The following is a 19,654-nucleotide window of genomic DNA, read 5'->3' on the forward strand; positions in this document are numbered from 1 at the left end:
ATGGGATTTGGTACATTTGTTATTGGTATCTGTATGGTTTTACTTGCATTTCTTATCTACAAGGAAATCAAGAGAACTCATCGCCATTGGTTAACAGGACGGATCGTGGTTAGTATTGTTATGATTGCCTGTTTTGCCTTTCTTATTCTTCCTCTTTCATTTGAAACCAGCCTGCAAAACAAAAAGGGTCAGCTTAATCTTATTACCGATGGGGTTTCGGCAGATAGTCTGGCTAAAATTAAAGGCATAAAGTACTATACAGATCCTTTATTGGCTGATCAATTGAAGCAAAAAGCTGATTTTATTCCTGATCTGGCTTATTATCTGATCGAGCATAAGGATGTACAAAATATTGAGGTATATGGATATGGACTTGCAGCAGATGAACTTAAAAAATTAAAAAATTATAAAATTACATTCCATCCGTCAGCAATGCCTTATGGCATTATTAGTTGCAACTGGACCGAAAAACTGCATGAAGAAGAAACTTTTACGGTACAGGGTTCTTTTCACAATACTTTGAACAAAGCCATTCAACTTAAATTAACGGGTTTTGGAACCGCTTTAGATTCGGTTATGCTCCCTGCTCAAAAGCTGAGTAATTTTAACCTGAACCATCAAATCAGGCAAAAAGGGAAAGCGCTATTGGAACTTATCGCCCTAAACGGCAAAGATACTTTAACCAAAGAGATTATACCCGTACAAACCATAACCAGAGTACCTTTAAGGGTATTTATGCTTACCTCCTTTCCGAGCTTTGAATATAATTTCCTTAAAAAATGGCTGTATGAAAATCAGTACCCACTTATGGTTAGGAGCCGGATCAGCAAAGACAAATACAGTGTTGATTTCCTGAACCGCAACAGCTCAACCATAAACAGCATACAGGCTGGCTTACTGGAAAAGGAAGATGTGCTCATTATTGACCAACAAGAATTGGAGAATATTTCTCCTGCCGAAAAAAGAGCTATTGAACAGGCGGTTACAAAAGGTATGGGCTTGATCATTTGGGCAGATCAACCAGGCGCAAATACGGCCTTAATAAACAGTTTTAAATTAACGACCCTACAGGTACAGGATAAACTGACCAATTTGTTCGTTCTTGATCGTGAGATGGCCCTAGCTTCTCTCCCATCTAACCAGCAACTTTATATCAGTCCTTCGTCTCGTCAGCAAGCGGTAATTGCCAGTAAAGAACAGCATCTTGTTGCTGCCGAAGAATTGTACGGCAATGGTAAAATTGTGGCAACGACCTTGCAAAATAGCTATCAATGGATGCTTTCGGGTCAGCAGCGGGATTATGCTCGCTATTGGTCTGAATTGATCAATGCTGCAGCACGTAAACAGGAACCAGGCATTACATTGCAAACCCATGATTATAGGCCGGTAGTACAGCATAGGCTCCTGTTCCAGATAGAAACTGCTGATACAAATGTTCCTCTAATACAATATGGCGAAAAACACCTGGCTGTTAAACAGAATCTCTTATTTCCCAATAGTTGGGAAGCACAAACCTGGCCCTTAAACTCTGGGTGGCAAACGTTAAGTGTTAACCAGCGTGATTTTAATTTCTTTGTTTATGGTAAAGCGAATTGGAAAGCGCTTCGTCAGTATGAACTGCTGGAACAAAATCTGAATTTTGTTCGTCAGCACCAAGTTGAGGTAGCTAATACTCAGGAAACAACGACCGTTTATAGGCATGAGGTTTCTAAATGGTGGTTCTTTATTTGTTTTGTCTTCGCGATTGGGTTTTTATGGTTGGAGGATAGGGTTTTTAATAGGGGTTAGTTGGTTGTTGGTTTGTTGGTTAATTGGTTAGTTGTGTAATTGGTTAATTGGTTAATTGGTTAATCGTAGAATTGCATTTCGACAAGCTCCTTGTGACAATCTTAGTGCCTTAAGCAGAGCGTCATGCTGAACTCGTTTCAGCATCTTTCCCTAAATAGTGAATTAACCACAAAAGGCACAAAGAACACAGTTGTATTATTTTATCGAGTGTAAATTACATTTCGACAACTTGTCCAGAATTAAATCGACAAGCTATGTGACAGTATAGTTTTTGATTTTTTATGATGCAGAAATCAACTTTTCAATAAAAATTGGCGATTGAAACTAAAATGTTATACTTCTTATAGCATTTTTATTTAAAGCTTTAACTATTTTGTGGTATTGCTAACCTAAACTAAAAAACCATTGAAAAGAAAAGATTTCCTCTATCTATCCGGAGTAGGAATGGGTGCTTTGCTTTTACCTGATCTATCGGCCTATGCCACACCAATAGATCCCGAGCAGGCGCTGGTCCGCGTAGATACCAAAATTAAAAAAGAACTTGCTGATGTGGCATTAAATGCGGCCAAATCAAAGGGTGCAACTTATGCAGATGTACGTATAGGCCGTTATTTAAACCAGTTCGTATCTACCCGTGAAAAGCGTGTTCAGGGTGTAGCCAATACCGAATCTTATGGTGTGGGTATCCGCGTGATCGCAAACGGATGCTGGGGCTTTGCAGCTACCAATAAAGTAACCAAAGATGGCATCGCCAAAGCCGCCGAACAAGCTGTTGCTGTTGCCAAGGCCAATGCAAAGATACAGGGCGATCCTGTACAGCTTGCTCCGCAAAAAGGCTATGGCGAGGTTAGCTGGAAAACACCAATCGAAATCAATGCTTTTGAAGTGCCGGTTAAAGAAAAGGTAGATCTGTTGCTAAATGTGAATGACGTTGCCATGCAAAATGGTGCCAACTTCGTAAACTCTGCTCTATTTGCCGTTAATGAACAAAAGTATTTTGCTTCTACAGATGGCTCATATATTGATCAGGATGTTCATCGTATCTATCCAACTTTTAACGTAACCAGAATTGACCGTGCTTCGGGGCAATTCAAAACCCGTAATTCGTTAAGCTCTCCTATGGGCATGGGTTATGAGTATATGCATGCACGTCCTGAAGATAAAGTAGCTGGTATCGTTACCCGTTATAAAGGTCGTTACGATATGCTGGAAGATGTAAAGGCTGCTGCTAAAGTGGCTGCTGAAAAAGTAACCGCCAAATCGGTAGAGCCGGGTAAATATGACCTGGTTTTGGATCCTTCTCACTTATGGTTAACCATACACGAATCTGTGGGTCACCCTACAGAGTTAGATCGTGTACTGGGTTATGAAGCCAATTATGCAGGTACCAGTTTCCTTACTTTAGATAAATGGGAATCTAAGAACTTTAAATTTGGTAGTGATAAGGTTAACATCGTGGCCGACAAAACTCAGGTAGGTTCTTTAGGTGCTGTTGGTTATGATGATGAAGGTGTGAAATGTAAAAAATGGGATCTGATCAAAGACGGTGTATTGGTAAATTACCAAGCCATTAGAGATCAAGCACATATTATAGGCTTAAACGAATCGCAAGGTTGCTGTTATGCTCAGGGCTGGAATGATGTTCAGTTTCAGCGCATGCCTAATGTATCGTTACAAGCGGGCAAACAAAAACTGAGCGTTGATGATATGATCAAAAATGTAGAAAAAGGAATCTATATCATTGGCGATGGCTCGTTCTCTATTGATCAGCAACGTTACAATTTCCAGTTCGGCGGTCAGATTTTCTATGAGATTAAAAATGGTAAAATCGTAGGCATGCTCAATGATGTGGCCTACCAGGCCAATACCCGCGAATTCTGGAATTCATGCAGCGATATCTGTGATCAGAGCGATTACCGTTTAGGTGGTTCATTTAGTGATGGAAAAGGGCAGCCATCGCAAAGCAGTGCAGTTTCGCACGGTAGTTCTACTGCCCGTTTTAATGGAGTTAATGTTATTAATACAGCAAGAAAAATATAATTATGGCCATATTAAGTAAAGAAGAAGCACAGGCAATTTTAAAAAAGGTACTTAGCTATTCTAAGGCCGATGCCTGCGAAGTAAGTTTAAATGGCTCTGATGGTGGTAACATTCGTTATGCCCGAAATGCTGTTTCTACTGCCGGACAAATAGATGTAATGAGTTTGGGCGTTAGTGCAACATTTGGCAAGAAAACGGGTACGGCCACCATCAATGAGTTTGATGATGCGTCTTTGCAAAAAGTAGTTAAAAGAGCGGAAGAGTTGGCTTTGCTCGCTCCCGAAAATCCGGAGTATATGCCACCTTTGGGTCCTCAGAATTTTGCAGAAGCATTAACTTATAATGCCAATACCGCAGCCATGAACCCCGATACCAGGGCAGATATGGTAGCCAAAAGTTTAAGTGTATCAAAAGCAGGTGGTTTAGATGCCGCAGGCTTTTTAGAGAATTCTACCCGTTTTAATTCTATTATGAATTCTAAGGGTTTGTTTGCTTATAACAAAAGTACCAATGTTTCTTTCTCGGTAACCATACGTAATAAACAGGGAACTGGTTCTGGTTATGTAGAGCAAGATTTCAATAACCTCGATAAAATGGATACATTGGCACTGAGCAAAATAGCGGCTACCAAAGCCAATACTTCTGCTGGTGCAAAAGCCATAGAACCGGGTAAATACACCGTAATTTTAGAACCTTTGGCTGCAAGTGATATGCTGGGCAATATGTTCAGAGGTTTTGATGCGCGAAATGCAGATGAGGGTCGTAGCTTTATGAGCAAGAAAGGTGGTGGCACACGTTTAGGTGAGCAATTGTTCTCTGAAAATGTAAATATCTATTCTGATCCGCTAAATCCTGAAGTACCGGGCTCTACTTGGAGTGGTGATGGTTTACCTGTTACGAGAACGCAATGGGTACAGAACGGAGTGGTTAAAAACCTATCTTACTCGAGATATTGGGCAGCGCAGAAAAACGTACAGCCTTTGCCATTTAGCAGAAGTATTGTAATGGAAGGTGGAAACCAATCTTTGCAAGACCTGATCAAGAGCACTGAAAAAGGTATATTGGTTACCCGTTTCTGGTATATCCGTATGGTTGATCCGCAAACCTTATTGTTAACAGGGCTTACCCGTGACGGTACTTTTTATATTGAAAACGGAGAAATTAAATTCCCGATCAAGAATTTCAGGTTCAATGAAAGTCCGGTGATTATGCTGAACAATGTTGAGGCTTTGGGTAAACCTGTTCGTACGGGTAGTGGCCTGATACCGCCAATGAAAATCCGTGATTTTACTTTCTCATCACTTTCAGACGCGATCTAAAATAATATAAAGGAGGGTGTTAATTTAATGTAGTCATTCCGTACTCGATACGGAATCTTTCAGATTAGATCCTGAAACAAGTTCAGGATGACGAATACCTACTAAAACACCCTCTTCTTTTACACTTTAAATTCAAGACCTTGAAAAGAAGAGACTTTTTATATATGGCGGGGATAGGTACTGGTGCTACCATGCTACACAGCGTACCTGTATTTGGCAGAATGATTTCTGTTGAAGAAGCCCTCACTCCTATTGATGTTGCGCTGAAAAAGAAAATGGCCGATGTGGTTTTAAATACCGCCAGATCCTTAGGTGCAAATTATGCCGATGTAAGGATTGGGCGTTACTTAAGCCAGGTTGTAGCTACACGTGAAAAAAGAGTGGACAATATTTCCAATTCTGAATCTTACGGAATGGGTATCCGTGTGCTGGCCAATGGAAGCTGGGGTTTTGCCGCAACCAACAAGCTGGATAACGACAATATTGTTAAAGCCACAAAAATGGCAGTTGCCATTGCAAAAGGTAATGCCAAATTGATGGACGAGCCTGTTCAATTGGCTCCGCAAAAAGGTTTTGGAGAGGTAAGCTGGAAAACGCCGATCGCCATCAATGCTTTTGAGGTACCTGTTGCAGAGAAAGTAGATCTTTTGCTCAATGTAAATAATGAAGCGTTAAAAGGTGGTGCGAAATACATCAACTCTAATCTGTTCATGATAAATGAGCAAAAATATTTTGCTTCTACAGATGGTTCTTATATTGATCAGGATATACACCGTATCTGGCCAACTTTTACCCTGACCAAAATTGATGCTGCTGCCGGTAAATTTGAAACCCGAAATGCTTTAAGTGCCCCAATGGGTATGGGTTTTGAATACATGAAACCTTTGGATAGCGAGAAAATAAAAGGTGGTCCGGTAACGTTGTACAAAAAGCGTTACGATATGATAGAGGATGTTCGTGAAGCGGCTGTACATGTAGATGAAAAACTTAAAGCCAAACCTATTGCTCCGGGCAAATATGATCTGGTTCTAGATCCTTCTCATCTTTTCTTAACCATACATGAATCTGTAGGCCACCCTACTGAGTTAGACCGTGTTTTGGGTTATGAAGCCAATTATGCAGGAACTAGTTTCCTGACCCTGGATAAATGGGAAAGCAAGAAGTTTAACTTTGGCAGTAAAGAGGTTAATATTGTTGCAGATAAGCTGGAAACTGGTTCTTTGGGTGCTGTGGGTTATGACGATGAGGGTGTGAAATGTGGTAAATGGGACATCATTAAAGATGGTATCTTAGTCAATTACCAAACCATCAGGGATCAAGCGCATATCTTGGGCTTAAAAGAATCGCAGGGTTGTTGCTATGCCGATAGTTGGGACAGCATACAGTTTCAACGTATGCCTAATGTTTCTTTACTTCCTGGCAATGTGCCTCTTTCGGCCGCAGATATGGTAAAAAATGTAGAAAAAGGTATTTATATGTTCGGCAGGAATTCTTATTCTATTGATCAGCAACGCTATAATTTCCAATTCAGTGCACAACTGGCTTACGAAATTAAAGATGGCAAGATTGTAGGGATGTTCAAAGATGCTGCTTATCAAGCCAATACGCAGGAGTTCTGGAATTCGTGCGTGCAACGTTGCGATAAGAACGATTACCGTTTAGGGGGTACTTTCTCTGATGGCAAGGGACAACCTAGTCAGGCTAGTGCGGTATCTCATGGTAGTCCTACTACTCGTTTTAATGGGGTAAATGTAATTAATACAGGCAGGAAATTAGGATAAGATTTAAGGTATAAAATTATTAGATATTCAATCTAAAATTAGGTATTGTATATTTTCGCCTCATTAGCCGGTAGGTTTTGAGGGGAACGGAGAGGTTTAGGGCTATCGCCATTGAAAATATAAAGTAATTATCCTAAATCCACGTTAAGTTAGACATCGAGATTTGGCATTTTATTTGTACCTTTGTTGCCAAGAACAAGGGAAAAGGAGCTAAGATTAAGGATCTAATCTTTTAACTTATCAACTTTTGGCTTTAAACTTAAAAAGGGGCTGTTCTTGGATTTGACAGGGTGGCGCTAAATATGTAAGCATGCAGTGCGTTGTACGGTGAGCACTTTAAAGAGAACGTTCAAAACAATAATTGGCGAAAATAACTACGCCTTAGCTGCCTAATTTAGAATTACGCAAGCTTTTGTCTCGCTAACTGCCGCATAGTTAGGTTAGCATCAGAGGCATCGATATAACCATGCTAGCTTTTGTAGAGGTACGATACAAAAGCGAAACAAAGTACCTAAGGATGTTGTCAAGGTCGGTTTCCAGCCCGGCTCATCTCTAAAATCAATTGGAAAATAAGCACGTAGAAAGCATACTTTATCACACAACTGGACAAGGGTTCGAACCCCTTCAGCTCCACAAAAAACAACCGCTTAACAATCAAAAAAGTTAAGCGGTTTTATTTTACAATCTTACGACATCGCTATGTTAAGGTACTTAAGTCACGCTATAGTTTTTTAATTACTTTCTTGGTTTCTATATGGTTGTTTCCTATCAGCTTGATAAAGTAAGTACCTGAAGGATAAGCTACAAAGTTTAGAATTATTTCTTTTTGTGTGGCATTTAGTTGTTGTGTTTGCAATACCTTACCCCCTACATCTAGCACGCTTATTTTACTATAATTACTTGTAAAAGCAATCGTTATTTTATCTGTGGTTGGATTTGGATAAAGTATAACATCTGATGCAGAAAGGCCAAAGTTTACATTTCTAATGCCTAAGTCGGTTGTTGTTCCATCCATATCAACTTGTATTAGTTGATAGTAATTGTTACCCTTTAATGGGTTTTTGTCAACAAAGTTGTAAAGCATTTGGCTTGTAATGTTCGATGTTAAATTTGAAGCCTGCACTTCGCCAATTTTTACCTTTTTTATATTATCACCACTACGGTAAATCTCAAAGCCTTTGTTGTTTTTTTCAGCAGCGGTTTGCCATTGCAATTTTACTACATTGTTTTCTGCCTTGGCATTAAAGGTTAACAACCTAACCGATAAGGTTCCCTGATAATTAACCACAAAGGGAGTAGCCGCCGTATTGTTGTTCCCGGCAATATCAGTACCTACATTAGCCATAATGTTAACCATTACGTTGCCATTGGCCGTAGGTGTAACATCAAAATTGTAAATTTTAGAGCCAATGTTACTAAAGTTACTTGCGGTGCCATTGTTTACATTAATATCGATAAGAACAAAATTGTACACATTTTCAGAAAAAGTAACAGTAAATGGTATAGGCGAGGTAGAAGTATTCGTACCATTTGCCCCAACTGAAGAGGTAATGACTGCTGTTGGTGCAGTGGTGTCTAAGGTATAGCTTTGTGCAAGTGCTGTACCCTGATTTCCTGCCAGATCTTGTACTAATACCTTTATTGTACCACTTGCGGTTAAAGTAACACCTACAAGGCTCCAGCTTTTAGTGCCAACAACACAGTTTGCATATGTATAAGTAGCGCCATTATTTAGCGATACCATGACCACTTCATCTGCAGCCAGATTAGCATTGAGCGTTCCAGAAATGGTTTGGGATACATTATTGGTAATAAAATCTAAATTGGATATACCTGTATCATTAGAAAAAACCATACTTGCTATAGTATTTGTTGGAGCGGTAGTATCTATTATAATAGCTTTATTAGCACCTAATGAGTTTGCTGCGCCGGGGCTGGCCAAGGTTAGAACAGCATCATTACCAAGAGCATCTTTAATAGTACCTCCATTTAAAGCAAGTGCCGATGTTGAAACATAATCTAAATCCGAAGAAATATCTCCTGCCTGTACAGTATAACTAAAAATAAGGGTAGATGTGCCCGAGCCTGCATAATAATAGCCTACACGATCAGTTGCACCAGTTTCTAAGGTCAGTTGTGGTGTACCATTGGTGGTATTTACATTAACAACATCCGAAAATTTTACTTCTATGTTTATCATAGCACCAACTGAATAGCTACCATTGGCTGTAGATGAACTTACACTTGTTACCGTAACAGGGGTAGTTACGTTTAAAGCAGCTGTGTTAGATGTTACATCTGGTGGACAAGTTCCGCTAACGATAACTCTATATAAGTAACCATCCATGGCCATCGTTGCACCAGCAATATTAAGTGTTGAAGAGGTGGCACCACTATATGGTGCAATATTAGTAATATTTGTAAACCCCAATCCTTGATTTACCTGCCATTGAAAACCCGTTGCATTACTAGCTATTACAGAAAATGAAGTATTTGTTCCTGTTACAACAGACCTTGAGGATGGTTGTGTAGCTATAGATGGCGCTCTATTTACCGTTAAAGCAACACTATTTGAAGTAGCAGCTGGCGTACAGCTCCCTGAGGCCATAACCCTGTAAATATAGCCATTCATTCCTGCTGCAGCGCCAGTAATGGATAAGGTAGCCGTAGTAGCTCCAGAATACGGTGCTCCGTTAGAAATATTTGTAAATCCAGTTCCCTGATCCACCTGCCACTGGTAACCCGTAGCGTTTGTTGCTGTTACAGAGAAAACAGTGTTACCACCCGCACAAAGGGTACTTACTGTTGGTTGTGTTGTTATGGCTGGCCCCGAATTTACCGTTAGCGTAGCTGCATTAGAGGTGGCATCGGGTGTAACCGTTCCGGTAACTACACATTTGTACTGGTAGCCGTTCATGGCCGTTGTTGCACCCGTAATCTTCATTGTTGCAGTAGTCACATTTGAATAGACCCCACCGTCAGTTAAATTGGTAAAGTTACCACCTCCATTAGTGCTTATCTGCCATTGGTAACCTGTGGCATTGTTTGCCGAAATAGAAAACGTAGTGTTTAATCCGTTGCAAACGATACTGTTTGAGGGTTGTACTGTAATGGAAGGCGGAGCTGTTACCGCAAATGCACAGTTAGTTGGAAGTGTATATAATGTTATATCTTGCAAATCCCATTTGGTTGCATCAAATAAATTAGCTTTTAAACTGGCCAGCGATGTTGCAGTTGCATAAGTACAATTAAATTTTCCATTGTCTTTTTCTGCGCCATTTGTTCCTGGATTAATGACCGGCATTATTGCATTTACCGTTCCTGTAAGACCGGGAGGCATAGAAGATCTGTTAACACTAAAACTAAACCCGCCGCTAACAATATTATCCCAACCTGAATAAGAACTACCTGCACTATTACCTGATGGTACTTCACTGTTCATATGAATACCGGTAATAAAAGTAGGTGTTGTACTTGCACCCTGATAGGCTAATACCTGATCTCCCGCCTGAGATAAGATAAATGAGCCATTTAAGATAGCACTGCCATGTGAAATTGTTTGTAATACAGGTGTTGACCCAGGTGCAGAAATTGTTACCTCAGTAAACTGAGCTAATGCGCTTGTCGCTGTCCAAGTAATAGTTCCCTCCGTTGTACCAAGTGCACTGGTGAGCGGATTCCAACCATTATCTGTAAAATTGATAACGGTAGTAGCCGAAATTCCACCAGCACGTAAGATTATAAAAGAGAATGAATTTGGTAAGTTTCCAGCGTCATTAGAATTATAACCGGTAAATGCTATGTCTCCCGCAACTAATGTAGTTTGGGCTTTAATAATTTGAAATTGTAATAACAAAAGTATCCAACTCCATTTTAATGCTTTAAGTAAGTTTTTTTTCATATAGGTTAATGATATACTATCAAGTGTATCTATACTTTATTTTCATCAAAAAATAACGGAACCAAACCGTAGAGAATGAAGAGCGATTGCGCTAATACTATCATACGTATATAAATTTTTAATCAAAAACGGTCTTAAAACGAAAAGAGAGTTAACGTTAAAAATTTACGTAATTGAAGTTAAAAATTATTCTAATAAATTGTATGATAAACTCTTAAATTTTATGTGGTCTATACCGGAATAACAATCTGAATAACCGTACCTTCATTTTCTACACTGCTGATCTCGAAATGACCGTGATAATAGCCCACTCTTTTTTCCATGTTATCGAGGCCAAAACCTAAGCTGGTTTGCAGCACATCAAAACCACAACCATCATCGGTAAACTGGAAATGGTAACTATCGGTATATTTATAGAATTCTATGGTAACCAAATGTGCCTTACCATGCTTAAGAGCATTGCTGATGGCCTCTAAAGCAATAAGGTACATGTCATAGACCCACTTCTGCTCAATCCGTTCGGGAAAATCATAACAGAAAAGCTCAATCTCGGCATCATCCAAGCCAGCGTTCAGGATAGCAATCTGACTACGTAAGCTGGAAACTAAGGCTCCTTCATCGAGCGCTTTGGGAAGTATCTTGTGGGAGATGTCACGAATATCGCTTGCCAGTTCGCTGATATTCTGTTTGGCCAATTTAGTATTCTTCATATCAAACAGGTGAATGATATGGGCAATTTTACTTCCTACATTGTCATGTATGATATTAGCAATGTTCCGGCGCTCCCGTAACTGCACATGATTGATTGTTCGAAGTGAATTCTCCTTTTCCAAAATCACTTCTTTCATCAGCTCTGTATTTCTAAAAAATACTTCTACATAATTTCTTGACAATACCACTCCAAACAGAAATACTTCGTACAGACTGGCAAATACCATCCAATTGCCTCCTAACGCATAGGGAATGAACTCAAAAGTTTCTAAGATCAGGGTACCGCCCCATACCAACTGTGGAGCAAAAGCCAAGAGGGCATAAATTGCCTGATCTCTTTCTATCCTCAAATGCGTTACAGATGCCCAAAAAAGTACAATAATCAACAGCATAAATAGAACATAACCCGAGATAAAGAGGTATCTGAAATCAGCATTGGGATAAATCCATAGCAAAGTTGCCGATAGCAGTACGATAAAAAGATTTACTATACACAAAAAATTAATCAATCTGTATTTGAAAAACTGATGTCCTTTTAAGTCTAAAAAACAGCAAAGGAAATAGCTTAATGCCACATACCATAAAGCGCCGCTAAAAATCCGGGCTTCACTTAACAACAAGAGGTTTGGAAAGAGTAGGTGTTTGGCAAAATTCATCGTAATTACTACATAGCAGACTGTTAATAGTGAATAGCAGATGTAATAGGCATACAGGCGTTTTCGGGTCATCAGTAGCAGAATACCATTGATCATTAGCAAGAGAAAGGCAATACCGATGAAAAAGGCAACCAGTGCTATTTTGCTAGAAGACTGATTTTCCAGTTCGGTAAAACTGGTCAAACGAAAAGAAAATTCGAGAAATGAGGTCTGTTTTTTAATCTTCACCCAAAGGATCCGTTCTTCTCCGGGGCCTAATTTAAGCTCATAGGTAAGTGCACTCATGAAAGCTCCCCGTCCTTTGGTTCGGTCTCCCATTAGCACCATTTGGTTCCCATCAAAAATGCTCAGGCTGTCGATATGATAATTATCAAAGCATAACCATTTAGCTACTTCTTTATGGGTGTCTTCGTTTTTGAACCTAAAATAACACCAAACCGCATCATCGCGGTTATAGCCCAGGTTAATCTTCTGATTTTCGACAAAAATTTTGAAGTTTTTCTGTTTAGCTTCTACCAATTGCCATTTCGAATCCCGATCGATGGTGTAGGCTGCCAGCACAGAAATCTTTGGATGGGTAAAGGCCAAAGTCTTCGATAAACCCAGCAGTAAGAGGATACTAACTAAGCAGGTTATTCTCATGGGCAAATTTGATCAGTGTGCTACTGTTACTGATTTCCAGCTTCCTGTATATGTTCCGTCGATGGGTATCGACCGTGGTTTTGCTGACAAAAAGTATCTCACCAATCTCCTTACTGGTTAATCCTTTGATAATCAATCTAATCACTTCTTTTTCCTGTCTGGATATCCTAAACTTGTTAACGATTGGTTCATCTATTGCCCGGTAAACATCTACGCTCCTACTATCCTTACCATTGGTTTGAAAACCGCTGGCTGATTTCATTTCAATAACCCTGACCAGTTCTTCTGCTGTCGTTTCCTTTTTAAGGAAAGCGTCCATGCCCATTCTTTTGGCTTTTTGGATCAGAAAATCCTCATAATAAGCCGTAAGGATAATCTTTTTGGTGTTTTTAAGTTGTTCTTTGAGTTCTTCCAATAATACAAATCCATCGGTTTCTCCAATATTCAGATCGCAGATAAACACATCTACCTGATGTTGTATGAGGTGATCCCTGCAGGCATCTGCACGGCTGAACCTAGTAATCCGATAGCTTTGATCAGCATTCTTCAGCAGCTCAGCGATCCCATTCAAAAAAAGTAAGTGATCGTCACAGATGACGATTTGCTTTGGTTTCATGTAGTATTAGGTACTTTATCCTAAAACTAACAATAAGTTTTAAGAGCAGAAAATTTTAGCCCTCTTCAATGCTTAGGGCCGTTAAATATTTGTAGCTGCGCCTGAGCGCAGCTTTAAAAGTATAGGTTCAATCTTTAACTACCCGAACAGAAAAGCCTCGTTGGGGCGATTCTGATCCCAACCCTGTTATGTTTTTCTTATAAGAACTGAAGCCAAAAGCAAAACCGTTATTATAATATCCGTAACCATTGTTTGGGTTGTAGCGACCTGCTCCGTCGATGGTAGAAGTCCACCATTGCCCATCTCCATAATAATTGAATACAGAAGCGGCATTGGGTTCTTTGTCGTATTCGTTGTCCCAAGCTCTTCCTCCTGGCAGGAAATTCAAGCCCGATTCATTGGTACCATTGCCTGCATATTCTCCATATTTTTTATCGGGAAGGTCCCATCCTGTTTTTCCTCTGATTTTTTCACCCGCTTCATATTTGCCCCCAAGTACTGCAATCAATGTTTCATATTCTTGTTTACTTGGCACATGCCATCCCTTTGGGGCCAAACCTCTTGGATCCACAACGGCATGGAAGTTGTACAGCTTGCCATATTTCTTTCCGTTTTTTGCATCAAAATTCAAATAGGTAAAAGCAGGTGTATTGTTTTTGCAGAATTGCTGCCATTCGATAGGGGTTTTAGCCTCTGGGATTGGATCTCCGTTGTTAAAAGTAGCTACATCCAGGTTTCTGTTGCTCCAGATCTGGTTACCAACTTTAACGGGGGCTTCTATTTCATCGCTTGCATTATAAATCTCTTTTAAGAGCGTGCTATTAGCCGAATTACAGCTCCAAACAAAATTTTGTGCAGGAGCACCGTTGCTCCTTTTCAAACATTCTCTCATCGCAATGGCATCAGCCTCTTCTCTGGTGGTGGCAAGTCCCCAACCAAAAGCTGTTCCTACTTTTCCATCAATTGTTCTGTAGGCTGCACAGCCTGTTCCTTCATAAGATAAAACCACGGTACAGTTACCGCCCTTACGCTTACATTCTTCAACTGCTCTGTTTTCGGCCTCACTCAGGGTTGCCTGATCAAAAGACCAGCCGTAATAAAAGCCATTGTTCCTGTCAATAGCCAGCGCTCCATACTTAGCTTTAACAGGGGCTTTTGTTGTATTTGCCTTAGGGGTTGGTTTCTTTTGTGCAAAGCCAGCTGAAGTGATTAAAATCAGTGCTAATGCTAAAATTATTTTTTGCTTACTCATAACTATTGGTTTGCTATATCCCAAAATTGGGGAATTGCAGCATAAACTTCAATACTTATTTATAAGGATTTTACTATGACCAATGAACTTGTAATCCATCGTTTCTATGACTATAAGCTCTCTTCTATCGTTTCCCATTTTTCTTTCAGCAATTGTTCTAATTGTCCAATTTCTTCGCTGTACATGGTTTTCTTTCGTGTTCCGAAATAGAGTGTATTTTCAAGCGGTGTGCTTCCCTCCCATACCATCTTTATTTTTCTGGAAGCTATTGCTTCTGCACAAAGAAAATCGGGCACAACCGAAAATCCTGTTCCATCGCTTAAACAACGGATAATGGAACTGATATTTGGAACAATGTAATTTGGGCTAAAATCGGGGTGTTCGCCAAAATGTCTTAACCAGAAATTCTTTAAATGCTCCATATCGGCTGCTGTACTGTACCAAAGCTGTTGTTTCAACAAACTGGCCACATCTTTTATCTCTCCTTTTTGGATCAGTTCTTCTAACAACGTGGTATCTGTCTTACTACCAGCAATCAATACAATTCTTTCTTTAGAAAAGGGTCTATACTGCAAATTCTGTTGATTACCTTTTTGCGGGGTAATAATCAGATCGAGCAAACCATTGTCTAAGTCGTGCTGCATTTGTGGGTATTCGCCAAACTTAATGATGAGATTAAAAGGCAAGTCAGCAATGTGTTCTTCTAAAGTATATTGAAAAGTTTCAAAGCACATACCTACGCTAATTGTTGCTCTTTCATCTTGCGAGCGTTTATGGAAATGCAGTTCGGCCGTTTCCAATTTCTTTAAGGGTTCGAGCAGGTAGTTGTATAAAATCTTTCCTTTTTCTGTAGGTACCATTTTTCTGGCCGAACGATCAAACAATTTATAGCCTGTAAAAGCTTCTAACGAGTTGAGGTGCAGGCTTACTCCGGGTTGTGAGACAAACAGTTCTTGTGCCGCAGCAGACAAGGTTCCTGTTTCATATATAGCTTTAAAAGTGCGAAGCCATTCTAAATTCCATCTCATATCTATCATTTTAATAATACAAATATACAATTTAAATTATTTTAATAATAAAATAAAATGATAGAAATTTGCAGTATCAATAATTTAAATAATACAAAATGAAAGTATTCATTATTAACGGCGGACAGGTCTTTGCACATTCAGGAGGTCAGTTCAACCATATGTTAACAGATTGGACAACCAAATTTTTGAATAAAAAAGGTTTCGAATACCGTGTTACTCATATTAACGACAATTTTAACGCCTTAGATGAAGCTGAAAACTTTAAATGGGCAGATATTGTTATTTACCATACTCCCATATGGTGGTTTCAGGTTCCTAACCGTTTAAAGAAATACATAGATGAAGTATTTACAGCAGGTCATCAGAACGGAATGTATGCCAGCGACGGAAGAAGCCGGAAAAACCCAGCCATTAATTATGGAACAGGTGGATTAATGCATGGCAAAAAATATATGGTAACTACAACCTGGAACGCTCCGGATACGGCATTTACATTACCCGGCGAATTTTTCGACCAGAAATCAATAGATGAGGGCGTATTATTTGGTTTTCATAAAATGAACCAATTTGTAGGTATGGACAGGATACCGGGCTTCCATTTTCACGATCTGGAAAAAAACGCTACAACTGAACGTATAGAAAACTATCATCAGGATTATACCCAACATTTAGAAGAAGTATTCATCCTTGAAGAACAGTTATCATGATTTATTTAACAGCTATTATCAAAGCAAAGCCGCAATATTTAGATGAGGTAAGAGCAGTTTTACAACGCATGGTAACAGAAACCCGAAAAGAAAAAGCATGCATACGGTACGATCTGCACCAGGAAACAACAGATGAAAACATATTTGTTTTTTATGAAATATGGGAAAGTAAAGAAGGACTAGATGCACACAATCAACAAGCTTACATTCTTGATTTTGGCCACATGGCGCAAGAAAAACTACAACAAGCTCCAACAATTTATCTAACTAAAAAAATATAACAATGGAATACAGAAAATTAGGAAATACCGACTTAAAATTATCAGCCATTACTTACGGCGCATTTGCCATAGGTGGCAACATGTGGGGTGGTACAGAAAAGAAAGATTCTATAGAATCAGTAAAAGCATCTATTGATCATGGTGTTACCACATTAGATACTGCACCTTTCTATGGTTTTGGACTAAGTGAACAAATGATAGGCGAAGCCATAAAAGGTTACGATAGAAGTAAAATTCAATTGCTAACCAAGTTTGGAATGGTTTGGGATGGCAGTAACCAGGGAAAAGGCGAGTTTTTCTTTGATGCAGAAGATGCCGGAAAGAAAATTCCTGTTTATAAATATGCTTCTAAGGCCAATGTAATTAAAGAAGTTGAAGAGAGCTTAAAGCGTTTACAAACAGATTATATCGATTTATTGCAAATTCACTGGCCTGATCAAAGTACGCCTATCTCAGAAACCATGGAAGCATTGGAATTACTGTTGCAACAAGGTAAAATCCGTGCCGCAGGTGTAAGCAATTACAGCGTAGAACAGGTTACCGAAGCACGTAAAACTCTAAATATTGCCAGCAATCAGGTGGGTTACAGCATGCTGAACCGCGGCATTGAAAAAGAACTGGTGCCTTATGCCTTAGAACATAACTTAGGCATTATTGTTTATAGTCCGATGGAGAGAGGCCTGTTAACAGGTAAATATTTTAAAGATGGTAAACTGAAAGATAACGATCACCGTAATGGCTATTTTCAGCAATTTGATATGGTTAAAGTAAAAACCTTTTTAGACACCATTAGTCCGTTAGCAGAGCGAAAAAATGCCACACTTTCGCAATTGGTGTTGCGCTGGACAAGTTTACAACCTGCAATTACCGTTGTACTGGCAGGTGCAAGAAATGCAGAGCAGGCTATTGCCAATGCAGGAGCCATGAACATTGACCTTACGGCAGAAGAGTTAGCATTTATTGACACAGCGCTTTTAAAAGTTTAATCGCCCGAAATATAAATTACAGATCATTAAATAACAGATCATTAAATATTTAAAACCCGAATGCCATGTTGAACGAAAAAACAGCAGGTTTCACACGTGCCAACCATGTTGGTATTACGGTGAGCAATTTAGAAAAATCAATCGCTTTTTATGAAGCATTAACAGGAACCAAAGTTTCTAATATTGATGAAATAGGTGGCCAGAGAATGGCTAAAACCCAAGGATTGGAAGATACACGCATCAAATATGCCAATCTTCATTTAGATAACCTGAATATTGATATTTAGAATATGTAATTCCTGCTCCTGAAAAAACGTCTTACCAAAACAATCAGATCAGTGCAATGCATTTATGTTTCGAGGTAGATAATATAGATGCGGCTATGGCTCGTCTAAAAGCAATTGGGATAGAACCTGAGGGTGAACCTATTGTTTTTCAAGAAGAAGATGGATTAAAATCAGGATTTGGTACAGCGGTAGCTTATTTTCAGGATCCCGATGGAACCAATTTAGAGATTATTGCACCACAAGGACCTTTTAAACGTAAAAACAGTTAATTAAGCTACTTTAATAACAGCAAACCCCATTTAATTAATGATTAAATAGGGCTTTTTAATGTATTTTAAAGAGAGAAATTAGAAGCGCATGAAGAAAAATTTATAATTTAACGTTACGGTTAATTAAAAACTGTTTTACTGCATGGAAAATTACAGCATCGTAATTATGATCATGGCGCTGATGATCGTCACTTCTGCTTTAGCAGACCGCATAAAAATACCTGCTCCTGTTCTTCTTATCCTTACAGGCATTGCTATTGGTCTTATTCCTACTATGCCTGAAATTGCTCTAGCTCCCGAAATTGTGATGCTTATTTTCTTACCTCCCCTGCTTTATGATGCAGCTTTTAACATTTCTTTTACCGACTTCAGAACCAATATCAACACCATTAGTAAGCTGGCCATAGGTTTGGTTTTTTTAACCACAGCAGGCATTGCAGTTGTGGCTCATTATATCATACCAGGTATGACATGGCCATTGGCATTTGTACTCGGTTCTATCCTTTCTGCTACCGATGCTGTTGCTGCCATTGGCATTACCAAGAATTTAGGTTTATCACACAAAACCATTACCATACTGGAAGGAGAAAGTCTGATTAATGATGCGTCAGCTTTGATTGCCTACCGTTTTGCTGTAGCAGCAGTTACAGGCGTAGCTTTTATCTGGTGGAAAGCTTCTTTGGATTTTGTACTAGTATTGGCAGGTGGTGCTGCTGTTGGTGTTGTTTTAGCATGGATCTTATCACATTTATTACGCCTTTTCAGAACCAACGAAATGGTCATCATCAGTTTAATGTTATTGATGCCTTTTGTGGCTTATTTAATGGCAGAGCATTTTGAAGTTTCAGGAGTAATTGCCACCGTTGTTCTAGGTTTAGGCATGGCAAAACTAAGTCGCAGCAAATTTCCCGAAAAATTAAAACAGCAATCCAGAAATTTTTGGGATGTAATCATTTTTCTTTTGAATGGATTGATCTTTGTCCTGATAGGGTTGCAATTTCCCATTGTGATGAAACAAATACCTGACGGACAGTTACTTTGCAATATAGGATATGCTGTCATTATAGGCATTATTGCATTAGCTATCAGGTTATTTAGAGTTTATTGGCAGCAATTTACTTTATTAAAAGCTTTTCAGGGTAAACGTAAAGTAAAGGAAGAAGCTCTGCTTAATTCGCGCACAAGTTTTATTCTTTCCTGGTCTGGCATGCGTGGTATTGTTTCATTGGCTATTGCATTAGGTTTGCCTACCACGTTAAAAACCGGAGAGGCATTTCCTATGCGCAATGAAATTATTTTTCTTTCTATTGCAGTGGTACTGTTTTCTTTATTGGGACAGGGTCTTACGCTGCCCTGGATAGTAAAGAAAATGGGAAATGATTAATCT

At 39.2% G+C, this 19,654-nt stretch carries 15 protein-coding genes and 1 other RNA gene; 11 read left to right on the top strand and 5 right to left on the bottom strand.

The window, feature by feature from the left end:
• From MMF97_RS13045 to ssrA, 5 genes are all read left to right on the top strand, one after another.
• The gene (locus tag MMF97_RS13045) at positions 1-1,788 is read left to right on the top strand and encodes a hypothetical protein (protein WP_243362896.1); all 1,788 of its coding nucleotides are present in this window, start codon (positions 1-3) and stop codon (positions 1,786-1,788) included.
• 405 nt (positions 1,789-2,193) lie between these two features.
• Complete coding sequence (locus tag MMF97_RS13050) at positions 2,194-3,828, top strand: TldD/PmbA family protein (protein ID WP_243362897.1); 1,635 nt, start codon at positions 2,194-2,196, stop codon at positions 3,826-3,828.
• Positions 3,829-3,830: 2 nt separating this feature from the next.
• Positions 3,831-5,147, top strand: coding sequence for a TldD/PmbA family protein (locus MMF97_RS13055; RefSeq protein ID WP_243362900.1), 1,317 nt, complete (start codon positions 3,831-3,833; stop codon positions 5,145-5,147).
• Positions 5,148-5,287: 140 nt separating this feature from the next.
• On the top strand, positions 5,288-6,928 hold the full coding sequence (locus MMF97_RS13060; RefSeq protein ID WP_243362902.1) for a TldD/PmbA family protein: 1,641 nt from the start codon (positions 5,288-5,290) through the stop codon (positions 6,926-6,928).
• Positions 6,929-7,194: 266 nt separating this feature from the next.
• Positions 7,195-7,564: a transfer-messenger RNA gene (gene ssrA, locus MMF97_RS13065) on the top strand.
• A gap of 85 nt (positions 7,565-7,649) precedes the next feature.
• On the opposite strand, the gene MMF97_RS13070 is transcribed toward ssrA, so the two are convergent.
• From MMF97_RS13070 to MMF97_RS13090, 5 genes are all read right to left on the bottom strand, one after another.
• Positions 7,650-10,829, bottom strand: coding sequence for a beta strand repeat-containing protein (locus MMF97_RS13070; RefSeq protein WP_243362904.1), 3,180 nt, complete (start codon positions 10,827-10,829; stop codon positions 7,650-7,652).
• A gap of 230 nt (positions 10,830-11,059) precedes the next feature.
• Complete coding sequence (locus tag MMF97_RS13075) at positions 11,060-12,838, bottom strand: sensor histidine kinase (protein WP_243362905.1); 1,779 nt, start codon at positions 12,836-12,838, stop codon at positions 11,060-11,062.
• Positions 12,816-13,454 (bottom strand): response regulator transcription factor, encoded by a 639-nt coding sequence (locus MMF97_RS13080; protein ID WP_243362907.1) that lies wholly within the window; start codon positions 13,452-13,454, stop codon positions 12,816-12,818. The genes MMF97_RS13075 and MMF97_RS13080 overlap by 23 nt, the downstream gene beginning before the upstream one ends.
• Positions 13,455-13,581: 127 nt before the next feature.
• The gene (locus MMF97_RS13085) at positions 13,582-14,706 is read right to left on the bottom strand and encodes an FISUMP domain-containing protein (RefSeq protein ID WP_243362908.1); all 1,125 of its coding nucleotides are present in this window, start codon (positions 14,704-14,706) and stop codon (positions 13,582-13,584) included.
• 110 nt (positions 14,707-14,816) lie between these two features.
• A complete protein-coding gene (locus MMF97_RS13090) occupies positions 14,817-15,734 on the bottom strand; it encodes a LysR family transcriptional regulator (protein ID WP_243362909.1) in 918 nt (305 codons plus the stop codon).
• Between the two features lie 98 nt (positions 15,735-15,832).
• On the opposite strand from MMF97_RS13090, the gene MMF97_RS13095 reads away from it, so the two are divergent.
• From MMF97_RS13095 to MMF97_RS13120, 6 genes are all read left to right on the top strand, one after another.
• Positions 15,833-16,444 carry an NAD(P)H-dependent oxidoreductase gene (locus tag MMF97_RS13095; RefSeq protein ID WP_243362910.1) on the top strand — a complete coding sequence of 204 codons (612 nt, stop codon included), beginning with the start codon at positions 15,833-15,835 and terminating at the stop codon, positions 16,442-16,444.
• Positions 16,441-16,725 (top strand): putative quinol monooxygenase, encoded by a 285-nt coding sequence (locus tag MMF97_RS13100; protein ID WP_243362911.1) that lies wholly within the window; start codon positions 16,441-16,443, stop codon positions 16,723-16,725. The genes MMF97_RS13095 and MMF97_RS13100 overlap by 4 nt, the downstream gene beginning before the upstream one ends.
• A gap of 2 nt (positions 16,726-16,727) precedes the next feature.
• Positions 16,728-17,711, top strand: coding sequence for an aldo/keto reductase (locus tag MMF97_RS13105; protein WP_243362912.1), 984 nt, complete (start codon positions 16,728-16,730; stop codon positions 17,709-17,711).
• Positions 17,712-17,776: 65 nt separating this feature from the next.
• The gene (locus MMF97_RS13110) at positions 17,777-17,998 is read left to right on the top strand and encodes a VOC family protein (protein ID WP_243362913.1); all 222 of its coding nucleotides are present in this window, start codon (positions 17,777-17,779) and stop codon (positions 17,996-17,998) included.
• Between the two features lie 47 nt (positions 17,999-18,045).
• The gene (locus tag MMF97_RS13115) at positions 18,046-18,267 is read left to right on the top strand and encodes a VOC family protein (protein ID WP_394801176.1); all 222 of its coding nucleotides are present in this window, start codon (positions 18,046-18,048) and stop codon (positions 18,265-18,267) included.
• A gap of 142 nt (positions 18,268-18,409) precedes the next feature.
• Positions 18,410-19,651, top strand: coding sequence for a Na+/H+ antiporter (locus tag MMF97_RS13120; protein ID WP_243362915.1), 1,242 nt, complete (start codon positions 18,410-18,412; stop codon positions 19,649-19,651).
• The last annotated feature ends 3 nt before the right edge of the window (positions 19,652-19,654 follow it).

Source organism: Pedobacter montanisoli, from assembly GCF_022809115.1.
In the GTDB taxonomy this organism is placed as follows: Bacteria; Bacteroidota; Bacteroidia; order Sphingobacteriales; family Sphingobacteriaceae; genus Pedobacter; species Pedobacter montanisoli.

Coding starts and splice junctions, on each gene's coding strand:
- MMF97_RS13045 (WP_243362896.1), top strand. CDS start 1: ATGGGATTTGGTACATTTGTTATTGGTATCTGTATGGTTTTACTTGCA.
- MMF97_RS13055 (WP_243362900.1), top strand. CDS start 3,831: ATGGCCATATTAAGTAAAGAAGAAGCACAGGCAATTTTAAAAAAGGTA.
- MMF97_RS13070 (WP_243362904.1), bottom strand. CDS start 10,829: ATGAAAAAAAACTTACTTAAAGCATTAAAATGGAGTTGGATACTTTTG.
- MMF97_RS13075 (WP_243362905.1), bottom strand. CDS start 12,838: ATGAGAATAACCTGCTTAGTTAGTATCCTCTTACTGCTGGGTTTATCG.
- MMF97_RS13080 (WP_243362907.1), bottom strand. CDS start 13,454: ATGAAACCAAAGCAAATCGTCATCTGTGACGATCACTTACTTTTTTTG.
- MMF97_RS13085 (WP_243362908.1), bottom strand. CDS start 14,706: ATGAGTAAGCAAAAAATAATTTTAGCATTAGCACTGATTTTAATCACT.
- MMF97_RS13090 (WP_243362909.1), bottom strand. CDS start 15,734: ATGAGATGGAATTTAGAATGGCTTCGCACTTTTAAAGCTATATATGAA.
- MMF97_RS13095 (WP_243362910.1), top strand. CDS start 15,833: ATGAAAGTATTCATTATTAACGGCGGACAGGTCTTTGCACATTCAGGA.
- MMF97_RS13100 (WP_243362911.1), top strand. CDS start 16,441: ATGATTTATTTAACAGCTATTATCAAAGCAAAGCCGCAATATTTAGAT.
- MMF97_RS13105 (WP_243362912.1), top strand. CDS start 16,728: ATGGAATACAGAAAATTAGGAAATACCGACTTAAAATTATCAGCCATT.
- MMF97_RS13110 (WP_243362913.1), top strand. CDS start 17,777: ATGTTGAACGAAAAAACAGCAGGTTTCACACGTGCCAACCATGTTGGT.
- MMF97_RS13120 (WP_243362915.1), top strand. CDS start 18,410: ATGGAAAATTACAGCATCGTAATTATGATCATGGCGCTGATGATCGTC.